This window comes from Paraburkholderia sp. RCC_158, assembly GCF_041355255.1.
Classification (GTDB): Bacteria; Pseudomonadota; Gammaproteobacteria; order Burkholderiales; family Burkholderiaceae; genus Paraburkholderia; species Paraburkholderia graminis.
Genome location: NZ_JBFUPM010000002.1, coordinates 80,498 through 95,211 on the forward strand (window position 1 = coordinate 80,498; position 14,714 = coordinate 95,211).

The 14,714-nt window shown below is 64.9% G+C and carries 13 protein-coding genes; 7 read left to right on the forward strand and 6 right to left on the reverse strand.

What is annotated here, in order from left to right:
- Positions 1–2: 2 nt before the first annotated feature.
- From AB6809_RS04755 to AB6809_RS04780, 6 genes are all read left to right on the forward strand, one after another.
- On the forward strand, positions 3–488 hold the full coding sequence (locus AB6809_RS04755; RefSeq protein ID WP_371026048.1) for a hotdog family protein: 486 nt from the start codon (positions 3–5) through the stop codon (positions 486–488).
- On the forward strand, positions 485–1,210 hold the full coding sequence (locus AB6809_RS04760) for a 3-ketoacyl-ACP reductase FabG2 (protein ID WP_006050206.1): 726 nt from the start codon (positions 485–487) through the stop codon (positions 1,208–1,210). The genes AB6809_RS04755 and AB6809_RS04760 overlap by 4 nt, the downstream gene beginning before the upstream one ends.
- Positions 1,210–2,436: a beta-ketoacyl-ACP synthase gene (locus AB6809_RS04765; protein ID WP_029967949.1), complete on the forward strand. Its 1,227-nt coding sequence runs from the start codon at positions 1,210–1,212 to the stop codon at positions 2,434–2,436. The genes AB6809_RS04760 and AB6809_RS04765 overlap by 1 nt, the downstream gene beginning before the upstream one ends.
- Positions 2,433–3,686, forward strand: a complete 1,254-nt coding sequence (locus tag AB6809_RS04770) for a beta-ketoacyl synthase (RefSeq protein WP_307257448.1) — start codon at positions 2,433–2,435, stop codon at positions 3,684–3,686. Before AB6809_RS04765 ends, AB6809_RS04770 begins: the two co-directional genes overlap by 4 nt.
- Before the next feature lie 55 nt (positions 3,687–3,741).
- Positions 3,742–4,167: a signal peptidase gene (locus tag AB6809_RS04775; protein ID WP_029967947.1), complete on the forward strand. Its 426-nt coding sequence runs from the start codon at positions 3,742–3,744 to the stop codon at positions 4,165–4,167.
- 72 nt (positions 4,168–4,239) lie between these two features.
- Positions 4,240–4,683 carry an excinuclease ABC subunit A gene (locus AB6809_RS04780; protein WP_029967946.1) on the forward strand — a complete coding sequence of 148 codons (444 nt, stop codon included), beginning with the start codon at positions 4,240–4,242 and terminating at the stop codon, positions 4,681–4,683.
- A 43-nt stretch (positions 4,684–4,726) separates the two neighbouring features.
- On the opposite strand, the gene AB6809_RS04785 is transcribed toward AB6809_RS04780, so the two are convergent.
- A complete protein-coding gene (locus tag AB6809_RS04785; protein ID WP_029967945.1) occupies positions 4,727–5,455 on the reverse strand; it encodes a class I SAM-dependent methyltransferase in 729 nt (242 codons plus the stop codon).
- 121 nt (positions 5,456–5,576) lie between these two features.
- On the opposite strand from AB6809_RS04785, the gene AB6809_RS04790 reads away from it, so the two are divergent.
- Positions 5,577–6,809, forward strand: coding sequence for an NAD(P)/FAD-dependent oxidoreductase (locus AB6809_RS04790; protein ID WP_006050212.1), 1,233 nt, complete (start codon positions 5,577–5,579; stop codon positions 6,807–6,809).
- Between the two features lie 24 nt (positions 6,810–6,833).
- Here AB6809_RS04790 and guaD read toward each other — a convergent pair whose 3' ends face one another.
- The 5 genes from guaD to xdhA form a co-directional block, all read right to left on the reverse strand.
- Positions 6,834–8,201, reverse strand: a complete 1,368-nt coding sequence (gene guaD / locus AB6809_RS04795) for a guanine deaminase (protein WP_006050213.1) — start codon at positions 8,199–8,201, stop codon at positions 6,834–6,836.
- Between the two features lie 102 nt (positions 8,202–8,303).
- On the reverse strand, positions 8,304–9,350 hold the full coding sequence (locus tag AB6809_RS04800; RefSeq protein WP_006050214.1) for an adenosine deaminase: 1,047 nt from the start codon (positions 9,348–9,350) through the stop codon (positions 8,304–8,306).
- 48 nt (positions 9,351–9,398) lie between these two features.
- Positions 9,399–10,415 (reverse strand): xanthine dehydrogenase accessory protein XdhC, encoded by a 1,017-nt coding sequence (gene xdhC / locus AB6809_RS04805; protein ID WP_006050215.1) that lies wholly within the window; start codon positions 10,413–10,415, stop codon positions 9,399–9,401.
- A gap of 144 nt (positions 10,416–10,559) precedes the next feature.
- Positions 10,560–13,019 carry a xanthine dehydrogenase molybdopterin binding subunit gene (gene xdhB, locus AB6809_RS04810; RefSeq protein WP_029967943.1) on the reverse strand — a complete coding sequence of 820 codons (2,460 nt, stop codon included), beginning with the start codon at positions 13,017–13,019 and terminating at the stop codon, positions 10,560–10,562.
- A complete protein-coding gene (gene xdhA / locus AB6809_RS04815; protein WP_081653007.1) occupies positions 13,019–14,563 on the reverse strand; it encodes a xanthine dehydrogenase small subunit in 1,545 nt (514 codons plus the stop codon). The genes xdhB and xdhA overlap by 1 nt, the downstream gene beginning before the upstream one ends.
- Positions 14,564–14,714: the final 151 nt, after the last annotated feature.

Genomic DNA, 14,714 nt, shown 5'->3' on the forward strand with positions numbered 1-14,714 from the left:
CGATGAACGACACGCGAACTATCGACGAACTGCTGCAGCAACCGATCGAAGCGATCATCCCGCATCGCGGCACCATGCTGCTGATCAACGGCGTGGACGCGTTCAGCGAAGAGACGCTGACCGCGCGCGCGACCGTTCACGCCGACGCATGGTACGCCGACGCGCAAGGCGCGATGCCCGCGTGGATCGGCATCGAACTGATGGCGCAGACCATTGCCGCGCATGTCGCGCTGCTGGCCATGCGCGGCGGCGGCCGTGCGCGGCCCGGCGTGCTGCTCGGTTCACGCAGCTACAAGGCGTTGCAGCCGAGCTTCGCAGGCGGCGCGCAACTGCTGGTTCACGCAACGGAACTGCTGCGCAGCGAGGAAGGCCACGGTGCGTGTGAATGCACGATTCACGACGGCGACGTGTGCTGCGCCGAGGCCGTGATCAAGGTGTTTCAGCCAGCCGATTTTCAGTCATTCATTGAGGGGAGTTTCAGTTCATGAGCCGGCGTGTTCTCGTTACCGGCGCAAGCCGCGGCATTGGCCGCGCGATTGCGTACCAGTTGGCCGCCGACGGCTTCGCGGTGTCCGTGCATTGCCGCACCGGACGCACCGAGGCCGAAGCGGTCGCGACGGGCATCGCCGCGCAGGGCGGCACCGCGCGCGTGCTGCAGTTCGACGTGCGCGAGCGCGCGGTGTGCCGCGAAGTGCTCGAAGCCGATGTCGCGGCGCATGGCCCGTACTACGGCATCGTATGCAGCGCGGGCGTCACGCGCGACGCCGCGTTTCCCGCGCTCAGCGACGAAGACTGGGACATCGTGATCGAAACCGGCCTCGACTCGTTCTACAACGTCGTGCATCCGTTGACGATGCCGATGGTCCGCGCGCGCAAGGGCGGGCGCATCGTCACCATCGCATCGGTGTCGGGCGTGATGGGCAATCGCGGCCAGGTGAACTACAGCGCGGCGAAGGCGGGTCTGATCGGCGCGACCAAGGCGCTCGCGGTCGAACTGGCGACGCGCAACATCACCGTCAATTGCGTGGCGCCCGGTCTGATCGAAACCGGCATGCTCGAAGAGATGCAGCTCGAACACGCGCTGAAGACGGTGCCGATGAACCGCGTCGGGCAGCCTGCGGAAGTCGCGTCGGTGGTCAGCTTCCTGATGTCGGATGCGGCCTCGTATGTCACGCGCCAGGTGATCGGCGTCAACGGCGGGATGATCTGATGAAGCGAGTCGTCATTACCGGCATGGGCGGCGTCACCGCGCTCGGCGATAGTTGGGATGCCATCGAAGCGCGCCTGAAAAGCGGCGTGAATGCCGTGCGGCGCATGCCCGAGTGGAATTACTTCGAATCGCTGCATACGCGGCTCGCGTGTCCGTTGCCGGGCTTCGTCGCGCCCGCGCATTATCCGCGCAAGAAAACGCGTTCGATGGGCCCCGTGTCGCTGTATTCGGTGCGCGCAAGCGAACTCGCGCTCGCCGATGCGGGCCTCGCCGACGACGCCAGCATCAAGGACGGCCGCATGGGCGTCGCCTACGGTTCGTCGTCGGGTTCGGTGCAGCCGATCCGCGCGTTCGGCACGATGCTTGAAACCGGCTCGATGAGCGACGTCACATCGAACAGCTACGTGCAGATGATGCCGCACACCACGGCCGTCAACGTGAGCCTGTTCTGGGACCTCAAGGGGCGCATCATTCCGACTTCATGCGCGTGCGCGTCGGGCAGCCAGGCGATCGGCTACGCATATGAAGCGATTCAGACGGGCAAGCAGACGCTGATGCTCGCAGGCGGCGCCGAAGAATTGTCGGGGCCCGCCGTCGCCGTGTTCGACACCTTGTACGCAACGAGCACGCGCAACGACGAGCCGCATCTCACGCCGCGTCCGTTCGATGCCGCACGCGACGGCCTCGTGGTCGGCGAAGGCGCGGCCACGCTCGTGCTGGAGGAATACGAACACGCGGTGGCGCGCGGCGCGCGGATTCACGCCGAGATTGTCGGCTTCGGCTGCAATTCGGACGGCGCACACATGACGCAGCCGACCGCCGAAACGATGGCGCTCGCAATGCAGCTCGCGCTGAACGACGCGCAGCTTCCGCCCGACGCAATCGGGTATGTGAACGCGCACGGCACGTCGACGGATCGCGGCGATATCGCCGAAAGCCACGCGACTGCGCAGACCTTCGGCGAGCGCATGCCGATCAGTTCGCTCAAGAGCTATGTCGGGCATACGCTCGGCGCGTGCGGCGCGCTCGAGGCGTGGTGGACCATCGAGATGATGAAGCGCAACTGGTACGCGCCCACGCTGAACCTGAACAATGTCGATCCGGCTTGCGCGCCGCTCGACTACATCGTTGGCACGGGCCGCGAGATCGACGCCGAACTCGTGATGAGCAACAACTTCGCGTTCGGCGGCATCAATACGTCGCTGATCTTCAGGCGCGTTCGATGAGCGTGAAGCTGCAACGCGTCGTGGTCACGGGCATGGGCATCGTGTCGTGCCTCGGCAATACGCTCGACGAAGTGTCGGCCGCGTTGCGTGCAGGCACGTCGCGCATCGAGCGGATCGACGCATGGCGCGAGCGTGGTTTCGGCTCGCAGGTCGCGGGCGTCGCATCGGTCGATAGCGAGCCGCCGTTCGAGCGCAAGCTCGAGCGCTTCATGGGGGATACCGCGCGTTTCGCGTGTCACGCCGCGAAGAAAGCGATTCACGATGCCGGCCTAGACGCCGCGATGTTGCGCTCGCCGCATGCGGGCACGGTGATCGGCTCGGGCGTCGGCACCATGTCGAGTTACGACGCGGCGATGGCCGTTGCGAACACGCGCGGCGTCGAAAAAGTGCCGCCGTATACGGTGCCGCATGCAATGAGCAGCACGGCGTCGGCGAATGTCGCACAGGTGTTCGGGCTCGAAGGCGTCAGCTATTCGCCGTCGTCGGCGTGCACGACGTCCGCGCTCGCGATCGGCCAGGCAATGCAACTGATCCAGACCGGCCGCCAGCAGATCGTGCTCGCGGGCGGCAGCGAGTCGTTGCACGACAACATGACGCTGATGTTCGACGCGATGGGCGCGCTGTCGCGCCGCTTCAACGATACGCCGCAGCGTGCGTCGCGTCCTTACGACAGCGAACGCGACGGCTTCGTGATCGCGTCGGGCGGCGGCGTGCTCGTGCTGGAGGCGCTGGATCACGCGTTGGCGCGCGGCGCACGCATCTACGCGGAGCTAACGGGATTCGGCGATTGCACCGACGCCGGCATGGTCACGCCGCGCGCGGCGGGCATCGCGAGGGCGATGCGCGGCGCGCTGAACGAAGCGGGCAAGGCACCGGACTACATCAACACGCACGCGCCGTCCACGCCGCTTGGCGACGTCGAGGAACTGCGCGCGTTGACGCAAGTGTTCGGCGCGGCTTCGGAGCGCGGCATACCCGCGTTTTCATCGACGAAGGGCATGACCGGGCATCCGCTTGGCGCTTGCGGCGCGCACGAGGCGATCTACACGCTGCTGATGATGCGCGACGGTTTCATCGCGGGGACACCGGGGATTGAAAGCGCGGGGATTGAAAGCGCGGAGCCGGCAATCGACGGCATGCCGCTCGTGCGCGAGACGCGCGACGCGCGCATCGATACGGCGATGTCGGTCTCGTTCGGATTTGGCGGCAGTTGCGCGAGCTTGATGTTCGAGGCGTGGCGGGGCGGCTGAAACGGCCGCGATTTTAAAAACGAGGGTAATAAGAATGACAAAAGCAACGAAGAGAATGGTGAAAGCAGCACTCATGCTGGGCACATTGACGATGGCAGCCGCAGCGCTGACGGGCTGCGCGACGCAAGTCAAATCGCTGCCGCTCGCGGCTGCGGGCGGCGAATCGCGCGGCGCCGTGCCGGTGTATTTCGGCGAGCAGAACCATCCCGCGGTGAAGCGCGACCTCGGCGACGTGTCGTACTCGGTGCGCATCGCGCGCAAGGTCGCCGATGCCGACGACGCATGCCGCGACGCGCTTACCGAAGCCATCGGCAAGCTGCGCGCGGCGGCACGCGAACGCAGCGCGAATGCGGTGATCCACATCAAGACGCGCTTTCACAGCAGCGAGAGCAATTCGTCGCGCGAGTTCACCTGCGGCGTAAGTCAGAGCGCCGCGGCGATTGCAGTGAGCGGCAGGCTCGTCGTGCTCGAGGCGAACTAAGGCGCGCTCGCTCGTGAGGCAATAGTAGATACGTCAATCGTAAAACGGATAACAACCAGCAAAGGAGTATCAATGAAACGCCATCTGATGTCTGTCACACTCGCCGCTTCGTTCGCCATGCTGAGCGCTGCACCGGCTTTCGCACGCGACACGGTGGAAAACTATCCGATCGAACCGGCGTTGCACAGCGAGCCGGGCAAGGTCAGCGACGACATCGCATTGTATTTCGCGGGCCAGCGGCATCCGGCCGTCGCGAAGAAGATCGGCGAGTTCGCCACCAACAAGAAGACCAACGCGTTCGGCAAGAGCGATACCGACGCGTGCCAGCATGTGTTCCTGTCGGCGGTGATCGAGTTGCAGGACCGCGCGCGCAAGGAAGGCGGCAACGCAGTCATCAACATCAAGAGCAACTACAAGAACGAAGTGCGCGAGAGCGCAACCGAGTTCACCTGCGGCGCGGGCGCCGTGATTGCCGGCGTCGCGCTGAAGGGCGATGTGGTCACGCTGCGTAAGTAAGCAGGCTAAGTAAGCCAAATAAGCGGGCTGCGGAGCACCTGATTCAATCGGCCTTGACCGCCGCGACATTGACGAGCGTCTCGCGGCGCTTGCCGGGTTGCGGACGGTAAAGGCCGAGCCGTTCCAGCAGACCGAAGTCTTTGGCGCGGCTCCACCAGAGGTAGGGCAGCGAGACGTTGCGTTCGGTAAAGCTGAAGCCGCCGCGACGGATCATGTCGAGATAGCCATCCGCGCTTTTTTGCATCTGCATAGGATGGCGAAACAATAGCCGGATCACCCACGATCTGATGTACGCGTCGGTGGATTCGGCGAACAGCAGTACGCCGCCGGGCTTCAGCACGCGGCGGAACTCGGCGAGCGCGCGGTCCTGCTCGACGAGATGATGGAAAGTCTGATGGCAGAACACGATGTCGGCGCTTGCATCGGGCAGCGGCAATTCGGCGCAGTCGCCGTGCAGCAGCTCGATGTCGGCGACTTTATCGCGGCAGGCTTGAGCCGCATTCGCGGCGAGCGCGAGAGACGGCTCGTGATAGTCGATGCCGACAATGCGGCGCGGCTTGAACGCATCCGCGAGCAGACGAAACGAAATGCCTTGTCCGCAGCCCACGTCGACGATGACGGGCGCCGCGGGCAACGGTGTGTCGATCAGACGCTTGAGGTCGTCGATCGCGACACGCAGCACGTGGTGTTCCCACGTATGCGTGCGCAGGAACCAGATTCCGAATGCGGTTTCCGGCACGAAGGGCACGGTGGATGGATGAGACGGCGGCACGCTGGGCTCCCCGGAAAAAACGGTTCTTTCTGTTAGAGATGCAATGTAACAAGGCGTAAGGATGCAGCGTAATGCTGCGTCGAGCAAGCAAACGATTGAGGCAAACTTGAGTACACATGTCATGAAGCATTTGGCGGCCGATGTCGTCATCATCGGCGCGGGGCCGGCCGGGGCAGTTGCCGCGGCGTTGCTCCGCAAGGCGGGCCGCTCGGTGCTCGTGCTGGAGCGTCAGCACTTCCCGCGCTTTTCGATTGGAGAGAGCCTGTTGCCGCAAAGCATGGCTTATCTCGAGGAAGCAGGGATGCTGCAAGCGGTGGTCGAAGCAGGGTTCCAGTACAAGAACGGCGCACAGTTCGTGTATCGCGACCGGTCGTCGTCGTTCGATTTCCGCGACAAGCATTCGGCGGGATGGGGCACGACGTATCAGGTCGAGCGCGCGGCGTTCGACGACATCCTGATTCGCTGCGCGGCCGCGCAGGGCGCCGACGTGCGCTTCGGCCACACGGTGCAGGCGGTTCATACGGACAGCGTTGCGCCGCGCGTCGACGTGACCGACGAGGCCAGTCATGCGTATCAGATCGAAGCGCGCTTCGTGTTCGACGCGAGCGGCTTCGGCCGCGTGCTGCCGCGTCTGCTGAATCTCGAAGCGCCCACGCGCATGCCGACGCGCGCGGCGCTGTTCTCGCATGTGTACGACGGTCTGCCGGCCGGCGCGCATGATCGCAACAAGATCTGCGTGGCCACGCACCCCGAGCGTCGCGACGTGTGGTTCTGGATGATTCCGCTCGCGGGTGGACGGTCGTCGGTGGGCTGCGTCGCGGAGTCGAGTTTTCTCGATGTGCCGGAAAACGAACGCGAGGCGATGCTGCGCGCGCTGATCCAGAAGGAGCCGACGTTCAACCGGCTGATCGGCGACGCGCCGTTCCTGATGCCGGTGCGTCACATCGGCGGGTACTCGGCGAATGTCGAGCGCTTGCATGGGCCCGGCTATGCGCTGCTCGGCAACGCGGGCGAGTTTCTCGATCCGGTGTTTTCATCCGGCGTGACGATCGCGCTGCGCTCGGCGCATCTCGCGGTGCAGACCTTGAACCGTCAACTGGACGGCGAGCAGGTCGACTGGTCCGCGCAATACGATGTGCCTTTGCGCAAGGGCATCGACACATTCCGCGCATTTGTCGAGCGCTGGTATACGGGCGAGTTGCAGGACATCATTTTCTATCCGGACCAGACGCCGTCGATTCGCCGCATGATCAGCTCGGTGCTCGCAGGCTACGCATGGGACGAATCGAACCCGTATGTCGCCGATCCGGTGCGCAGGCTCAACGCGTTGCACGAGGTGTGCACGCAGCGTTGATCGCGCTTTGGTTGTAGCGCTTCGTCAGGCCACAACCGGTGCCATGTGCGCCACGCGAGGCGCATGCTCGCGCACATCGTCGCGGCGATGCACGCGCTTGCCCGCCGCATACGTCTCGTACACCGCGCGGTCGTCGCCGAGCAGCGCGAACGCGAACAGCAACTCTTCGAGCGATTCGGTGCGCGCCGTGCGGCGCGCAAGCAGCGGCGTCGCTTGCGGATCGAGCACGACGAAGTCCGCTTCGGACTTCGGCTTCAACGTGCCGACTTTATCCGCGAGATCGAGCGCTTGTGCGGCGCCCGCGGTCGCGAGATAAAACATCCGCGTGGCCGTCAGATGATGTCCGGTCAAGCGTGCAACCTTGTGCGCTTCGTTCATCGTTTGCAGCATGGAGAACGACGTGCCGCCGCCGACGTCCGTTGCGAGCGCAACGGGCATGCCGGCTTCGTCGGCCTTGTCGAAATCGAACAGACCGCTGCCGAGAAAGAGATTCGACGTCGGGCAATGCGACGCGACCGTGCCGGTTTGCGCCATGCGTTTGCGGTCTTCCGCGTCGAAGTGAATGCAATGGCCGTACACCGCGCGGCGGCGCAGCAGACCGTAGTGATCGTAGATGTCCAGATAGCTGCGGTGGCCCGGAAAGAGGCTATTGACCCACTTCACTTCATCCAGATTTTCCGCGACGTGGCTCTGCACGAACACATCCGCATGTTCGCGCGCGAGCACGCCACACGCTTCGAGTTGCGCTTCCGTCGAAGTCGGCGCGAAACGCGGCGTGAGCGCATACATCTGACGCCCGCGGTTGTGCCAGCGGCCGATCAGTTCGGCGCTGTCGTCATAACCGGATTGCGCAGTGTCGCGCAGAAACTCCGGACAGTTGCGATCCATCAGCACCTTGCCCGCGACCATGCGCAGATTGCGAGCCTCGCTCTCGGCGAACAGCGCGTCGGCGGATTGCTTATGCACCGTGCAATACACGAGCGCGGTCGTCGTGCCGCAAGCCAGCAGTTCCTCGAGGAAGAAGGCCGCGGTGTCGCGTGCGTAGGCTTCGTCGGTGAAACGGCGCTCGGTCGGAAACGTGTACGTGTCGAGCCACGGCAACAAACCCGACGCGGGCGACGCGATCATGTCGGTCTGCGGATAGTGAATGTGCGTGTCGATGAAGCCCGGCACGATGAGTTTGTCGCGCATGTCCTGCACGGACGCGCCCGGCGCGAGTTGCGACGCGAGCGCGGCATACGCGCCCGCCGCGACGACATGGCCGTCTTCGACGATCAGCAGGCCGTCCTCATGGAAGACCGCCGCATCGGGCGAGCGCGACGGATCGCCGTTAAAGGTCAGCAATTGCGCGCGAAATGCCGATTGCGCCGGCGCCTGTGCAGAATGAGTCATGGGAAAACCGTCTCCGAAATGAAAAGCTAAGCAGCGTGTGCGGCGCTTGATTGACGCCGCGCGCGCTGCGATACATCGGCCTTTATCGGCTTTTTAGTGCCTTTAATGCGGGCCGTTTTGATTCCAGTACGCGTCGAGCTTCGCGATCAGTTCGGCGCGTTCGTCGGGCGTCACGAACGACGCCTCGAAGCCGTTGCGGATAATCGTGTAGACGTGGCTGTCGTCGAGCTTCAACGCGTCGATGGTGGCCGCGTAGTTCGCGTTCACGTAGCCGCCGAAATACGCGGGATCGTCCGAATTCACCGTGACCGCAACGCCGCGATCGAGCAAATCCTTCAGCGTATGTTTGGTGAGATCGTCGAACACGCAGAGCTTGAGATTCGACAGCGGACACACCGTCAACGCGACGCGTGTGTCGGCAAGACGCGCGACGAGCGCCGGGTCTTCGATGCTGCGCACGCCGTGATCGACACGGTCGACCTTGAGCACGTCGAGCGCTTCATAGATGTACGACGGCGGTCCTTCCTCGCCCGCATGCGCGACGAGCTTGAGCCCAAGTTCACGCGCCTTCGCGAACACACGCTCGAACTTCGACGGCGGATGGCCGCGCTCCGACGAATCGAGTCCCACGCCGATCAGGCGATGCTTGTACTGTTCGAACAAAGGCCGCGCCTCTTCGAACGTGGCGAGCGCGTCTTCCTCGGATAGATGCCGCAGGAAGCACAGAATCAGCTTGCTCGTCATGCCGCGCTGTTGCGCGTCGGCGAGCGCGCGTTCGATGCCGGCCACGACCGTCGCGATCGGCACGCCGCGCTCGGTATGCGTCTGCGGATCGAAAAAGATTTCGCTGTGAATCACGTTGTCGGCGAGGCAGCGCTCGACGTACGCCATCGTCATGTCGTAAAAGTCCTGCTCGTGCAGCAGCACGCTCGCGCCGGCGTAATAGATGTCGAGGAACGATTGCAGGTCGGTGAACGCATACGCCGCGCGCAGCGCTTCAATCGAGTCGTACGCGAGCTTCACGCCGTTGCGCTTCGCGAGCGCGAAAATCAGTTCGGGTTCGAGCGAGCCTTCAATGTGGATATGCAACTCGGCCTTCGGCGCGAGCAGGGTTTTTTCAACGAGAGTGGCAGGGCTTGTTCTATTCATGGTCGGTCAGAATGTGTGTGTGTTGTTGCTCGCCGTCGGTCGAAACAGTCAAACCGTTTGCGCCGTGCGATGCAGGCTCGCGTTGGCTTCGACGGCTTGAAGCAACTGCGCGGCCGCGGAAATCGCAATGATTTCCGGCGACTTGTCGACGATGCCGTCCACCCCGAGCGGGCACTTCATCCGCGCAATCCATGCGGGATCGATGCCGCGCGCGGCGAGCCGGTGCTCGAACTGCTTGCGCTTGCTATGCGAGCCGATCATGCCGAAGAACGCGAAGTCGCGGCGCCGCAGAATGCGCTCGGCCAATTCGAGATCGCGCGTATGGTTGTGCGTCATCACGATGAAGTACGTATTCGGCGCGGCCTCGTCGACGGCTTCGTCGGGCGCGTCGTTCGCGTCGATCTTCACGTTGTGCGCGTGCAGCGATTCGACGGGCGGAAACTGCGCGTCGCGTTCGTCGACCCAGCGCACCGTGCAAGGCAGCGTGGCGAGCACGCGAACCAGCGCGGCGCCTACGTGGCCCGCGCCGAACAGCACGACCGGGAAGTCGCCTGGCGCGATGGTTTCGGTGAGCAGCGCGCCGCTGTCGTCGAAACCGGCGCCGTCCCACAGCAGGCAGTCGGCGGCATCCACGCCCGGCTCGGGATCGGACAGCATCACCGCATCCGGCGCGGGGCCGAATGATACGCTACGCACCGTCGATTGACCGGCCGCGAGGCGCTTCGCAATCGACGTGATCCAGCCGAGGTCGCCCACGTCGAACCGTTCGAATGCGAGCACCACTGCGCCGCCGCAGCATTGACCGAGGCTCGGGCCGAGCGCGAAACGCTCGAGCCGGCGCATATGCGGCGAGCGCATGCCGTCGCGCAACACCTGGCGCGCGGTCTCGATCGCTTTCCATTCGAGGTGGCCGCCGCCGATCGTATGCTTTGCCGAATCGCGCGTGACGATCATCTTCGTGCCGGCTTCGCGCGGCGCCGAGCCTTCGACGCGCGCGACCGTCACCAGCACGGCCGCGTCGCCGTGTGCGAGCAGATGTTGCAGGTCAGGTAGCCAGGCTTGCATCCGGCGATTCTCCGTGGAGTGCCGCGCGCGGTGTCCGCGCGGCCGGTTGAGCGTGGCGCGATGCGTTGGGGTCGCGTCGGGCTGTGGCGTTGTTCATCGCGTTACTCATTGTTTTGTTCAGTGCTTTGTTGAGTGCGGTTCGGCTCAAGCCGTGGTGTGCGTGATCGTCGCATGATTCGCAGTGCGTTGCGCCGATGCGGGCTCGTTCGCTTCGTCGGCACTCGATGCACTCAACGCATCCAACGCATCGAGAATCGCTTCGGGCGTGGCCGGCGCACGCAATGACGGCGCGCATCGCGCGTTCGGCACAGCGGCCGCAATCGCATCGCGGATCGCGAGAAACACCGAGAACGGCAGCAACAACGGCGGTTCGCCGACCGCCTTCGAGCGGAACACCGTCGGTTCCGCGTTCTGATTGTCGTAGAGCCGCACATTGAATGCGGCGGGCGTGTCGCTCACCGCAGGAATCTTGTAGGTGGACGGCGCGTGCGTCATCAGGCGGCCGTCGCGATTCCACCAGAGTTCCTCGGTGGTGAGCCAGCCCATGCCCTGAATGAAGCCGCCTTCGACCTGGCCGAGATCGATCGCCGGATTGATCGACTGACCGGCGTCGTGCAGCACGTCGGCGCGCAGCAGTTTCCATTCGCCGGTCAATGTATCGATCGCGACTTCGGACACGGCCGCGCCGTACGCGAAGTAATAAAACGGATGACCGGTGAGCGTCTTCGCATCCCAATGCACTTTCGGCGTCGCATAGAAACCGTCCGACCACAACTGCACGCGCGCGAGATACGCGGCGCCGACCAGTTGCTCGAACGGCATTGCGCCGCCGTTGACCGACACCTCGCCGCTCGCGAACCGCACGTCGTCGGCATGGCCGCCCAACTGCTTCGCCGCGAGTTCCGCGAGCCTCGCGCGGATCGTGCGCGCCGCGGCTTCGGCGGCCTTGCCGTTCAGATCGCTGCCGGTGGAAGCAGCCGTCGCCGATGTGTTCGCGATCTTCGACGTATCCGTTGCGCTCACACGCACGCGCGAGAGCGGCAAGCCGAATTCGCCGGCGACGACTTGCGCGACCTTCGTGTTGAGCCCTTGGCCCATCTCGGTGCCGCCATGATTGACGAGCACCGAGCCGTCCTTGTAGACATGCACGAGCGCGCCTGCCTGATTCAGAAACGGCACGTTGAACGATATGCCGAACTTGACCGGCGAGAACGCGAGGCCGCGCTTGAGCACCGGACTCGTCGCGTTGAACGCGGCGATCGCTTCGCGGCGCGCGCGATAGTCGCTCGAGTCGAGTAGCTCGTCGGTCAACGGCGCGAGGATGTTGTCCTCGACGCGCTGTCCGTAGGGCGTCGTATCGCGTTCGCCGATGCCGTAGTAGTTGGCCGCGCGCACGTCGAGCGGATCGCGGTTCAATTGACGCGCGATGCTGTCGAGCATCACCTCCATCACGAGTGCGCCTTGCGGTCCGCCAAAGCCGCGAAACGCGGTGTTCGACTGCGTGTTGGTCTTGCAGCAGAGCGCGACGATGTCGACATCGGACAGGTAGTACGCGTTGTCGAAGTGACAGACGGCCCGTGTCGCGACGGCGCCTGACAGGTCCGCGGAATAGCCCGCGCGCAACGCGATTTCCACGCGTGCGCCGAGAATGCGGCCGCTGTTATCGAAGCCGGCCTCGTATTCGTAGATCGCGTCGTGACGCTTGCCGGTAATCATGAAGTCGTCGTCGCGATCGGCGCGCAACTTCACCGGACGGCGCAGCAGCTTTGCCGCGAGCGCGGCCACGCACGCGAACAGCGCCGACTGCGATTCCTTGCCGCCGAAGCCGCCGCCCATGCGCCGGCATTCGCACACCACGTTGTGCGCGGGCCAGCCGAGCATATGCGCGACGACCTGCTGCATTTCGCTCGGATGCTGCGTCGAACTGTAGACGAGCATGCCGTCCATCTCTTTCGGCACCGCATACGCGACCTGGCCTTCCAGATAAAACTGTTCCTGGCCGCCGACTTCGAACGTGCCGCTGATCCTGTGCGGCGCGGCCGCGATCTTTGCATCGGGATCGCCGCGCTTCAGATGCAGCGGCGGCAGCACGAACTGCTTCGCGGCCTTCGCGTCAGCCGGCGTGAGGATCGCTTCGAGCGGTTCATAGCGGATCACGTCGTCGCTTTTCGCAAGCGCGGCCGCGCGGCGCGCAAGCTCGTTGCTTTCCGCGATCACGGCGAACACGGGCTGGCCGAGGTACAGCACTTCATTCACGGCGAGGATCGGATCGTCGTGCAGCACCGGGCCGCAATTGTTTTCACCGGGGATGTCGTCGGCGCTCAGCACGGCGATCACGCCGGGCGCTTTTCTGACCGCGTCGAGATCCATCGACACGATGCGCGCGTGCGCGTGGCGCGAGAGGCCGAGCGCCGCGTGCAAGGTGCCGTGCAGTTCGACGATGTCGTCGGTATACGTCGCTTCGCCGCTTACGTGCAGCGCGGCCGATTCGTGCGGCAGCGCGACGCCGATCGCGGCTTTGCTTTCGCGCGCGGCGGCCGGACGTTCTGCCGGATGCGCTCCGGCGTCCGCGGCGCGTTCGACAAAAGCATCGGTGCGGTTCATCACGACGGCTCCTTCGCAATCGCGTCCGGCGTGCCGGCTTCGAACGCGAACACATTGACGTCGAAGAGCGCGAGCGGCGCGTCGTCGCGCGTTTCCAGATAGCAGCGCCACAGCAGGTTGCGCGCGACCTTCAGCCGATACGCGCTCGACGCGCGCATGTCGGTGAGCGGCTGGTAGTCGGCGGCGAGCACGTTCATGGCCTGCCGCGCCGTCGCTTCGTCCCATGTCGCGCCGGTTAGCGCGGCCTCGGTTTGCACGGCGCGCTTAGGCGTGGCCGCCATGCCGCCGAACGCGACGCGCGCCTCGCGGATCGTGCCGCTATCGTCGATATGCAGCGCGAATGCCGCGCACACCGCGGAGATGTCCTGATCGTAGCGCTTCGACACTTTGTACGTGCGAAAGCGCAGCGTGCCGCCAGGCCGCGGCACGCGCAGCGCGGCGACGAATTCGCCCGCGGCGAGCGCCGTCTTCTGATAGCCGAGATAGAACGCGTCGAGCGGCAGCGTGCGCGTTTTCGCGCCGTGACGCAGCACGACTTCGGCGCCGAGCGCGAGCAGCGCGGGCATCGAATCGCCGATGGGCGAGCCGTTCGCGACGTTGCCGCCGAGCGTGCCGGCGTTGCGGATCGGCAGCGACGCGAAGCGCGTCCACAGTTCGGCGAGTTCGGGGTAGTCGGCGGCGAGGGCCGCGTACGCGTCTTCGAGCGTGACGGCGGCGCCGATGGTCAGCGTTTGCGCGTCGTGCTCGACCGTCTTCAGTTCGCGCACGTTGCCGATATACAGGATGTCGCCGAGATCGCGGAATTGCTTCGTGACCCACAGGCCGACATCGGTGCTGCCCGCGACGAGCCGCGCTTCCGGATGCTCGGCGCGAAGCTGCGCGAACGCGTCGAGTGCGACGGGCCCGTAAAACGCCGGCGAGCCGAACGCAGCGCCACGTGCATCGGCGGCGCGGTATTCGAAGGTGTCGTTGCGTTGCAGTTCGCGCAGTGCTGTTTCAATTGCCTCGCGGTCGAGCGTCGTACGCGGATATTGCGCGTAGTCGAACATTTTCTGCGCGGCGTCGACGATCGGCCGGTAGCCCGTGCAGCGGCAGAGGTTGCCGGACAGCGCGGTGTTGATTTCGTCGCGCGTCGGCAGGCCGGCCGCGACCGGCTGGTTTTCGTACAGCGCCCACATCGACATGACGAAGCCGGGCGTGCAGAAGCCGCACTGCGAACCGTGGCAGTCGACCATCGCCTGTTGTACGGGATGCAGCGTGCCATCGGCGGCGCGCAGGTCTTCGACGGTGAAGAGCGCCTTGCCGTCGAGCGTCGGCAGAAACTGGATGCAGGCGTTGACCGCTTTCAGCGCGAGCGCGCCGCGCGCGTCGAGTTCGCCGATGACCACGGTGCAGGCGCCGCAGTCGCCTTCAGCGCAGCCTTCCTTGGTGCCGGTGCAATGCAGGTCTTCGCGCAGATGCTGGAGCACGGTGCGCGAGGCGGGCACGCCCGCGACCTCTTGGACGGACCCCTGGCGATAAAAGCGGATGGTTTGCGTTGTCATGGCGAATCCAGAAGACAGTGCGGACCGGGCGCGCGTTACGCATGGGGTCGCGCCAAAGCCGGCCTCGCGCACGTAGATCGCCATCCAGAACCGAAGATAGCACTCCCGCGCCCCAAAAATATTTCCGATGCCGCATGAAGCTTATGCGGAA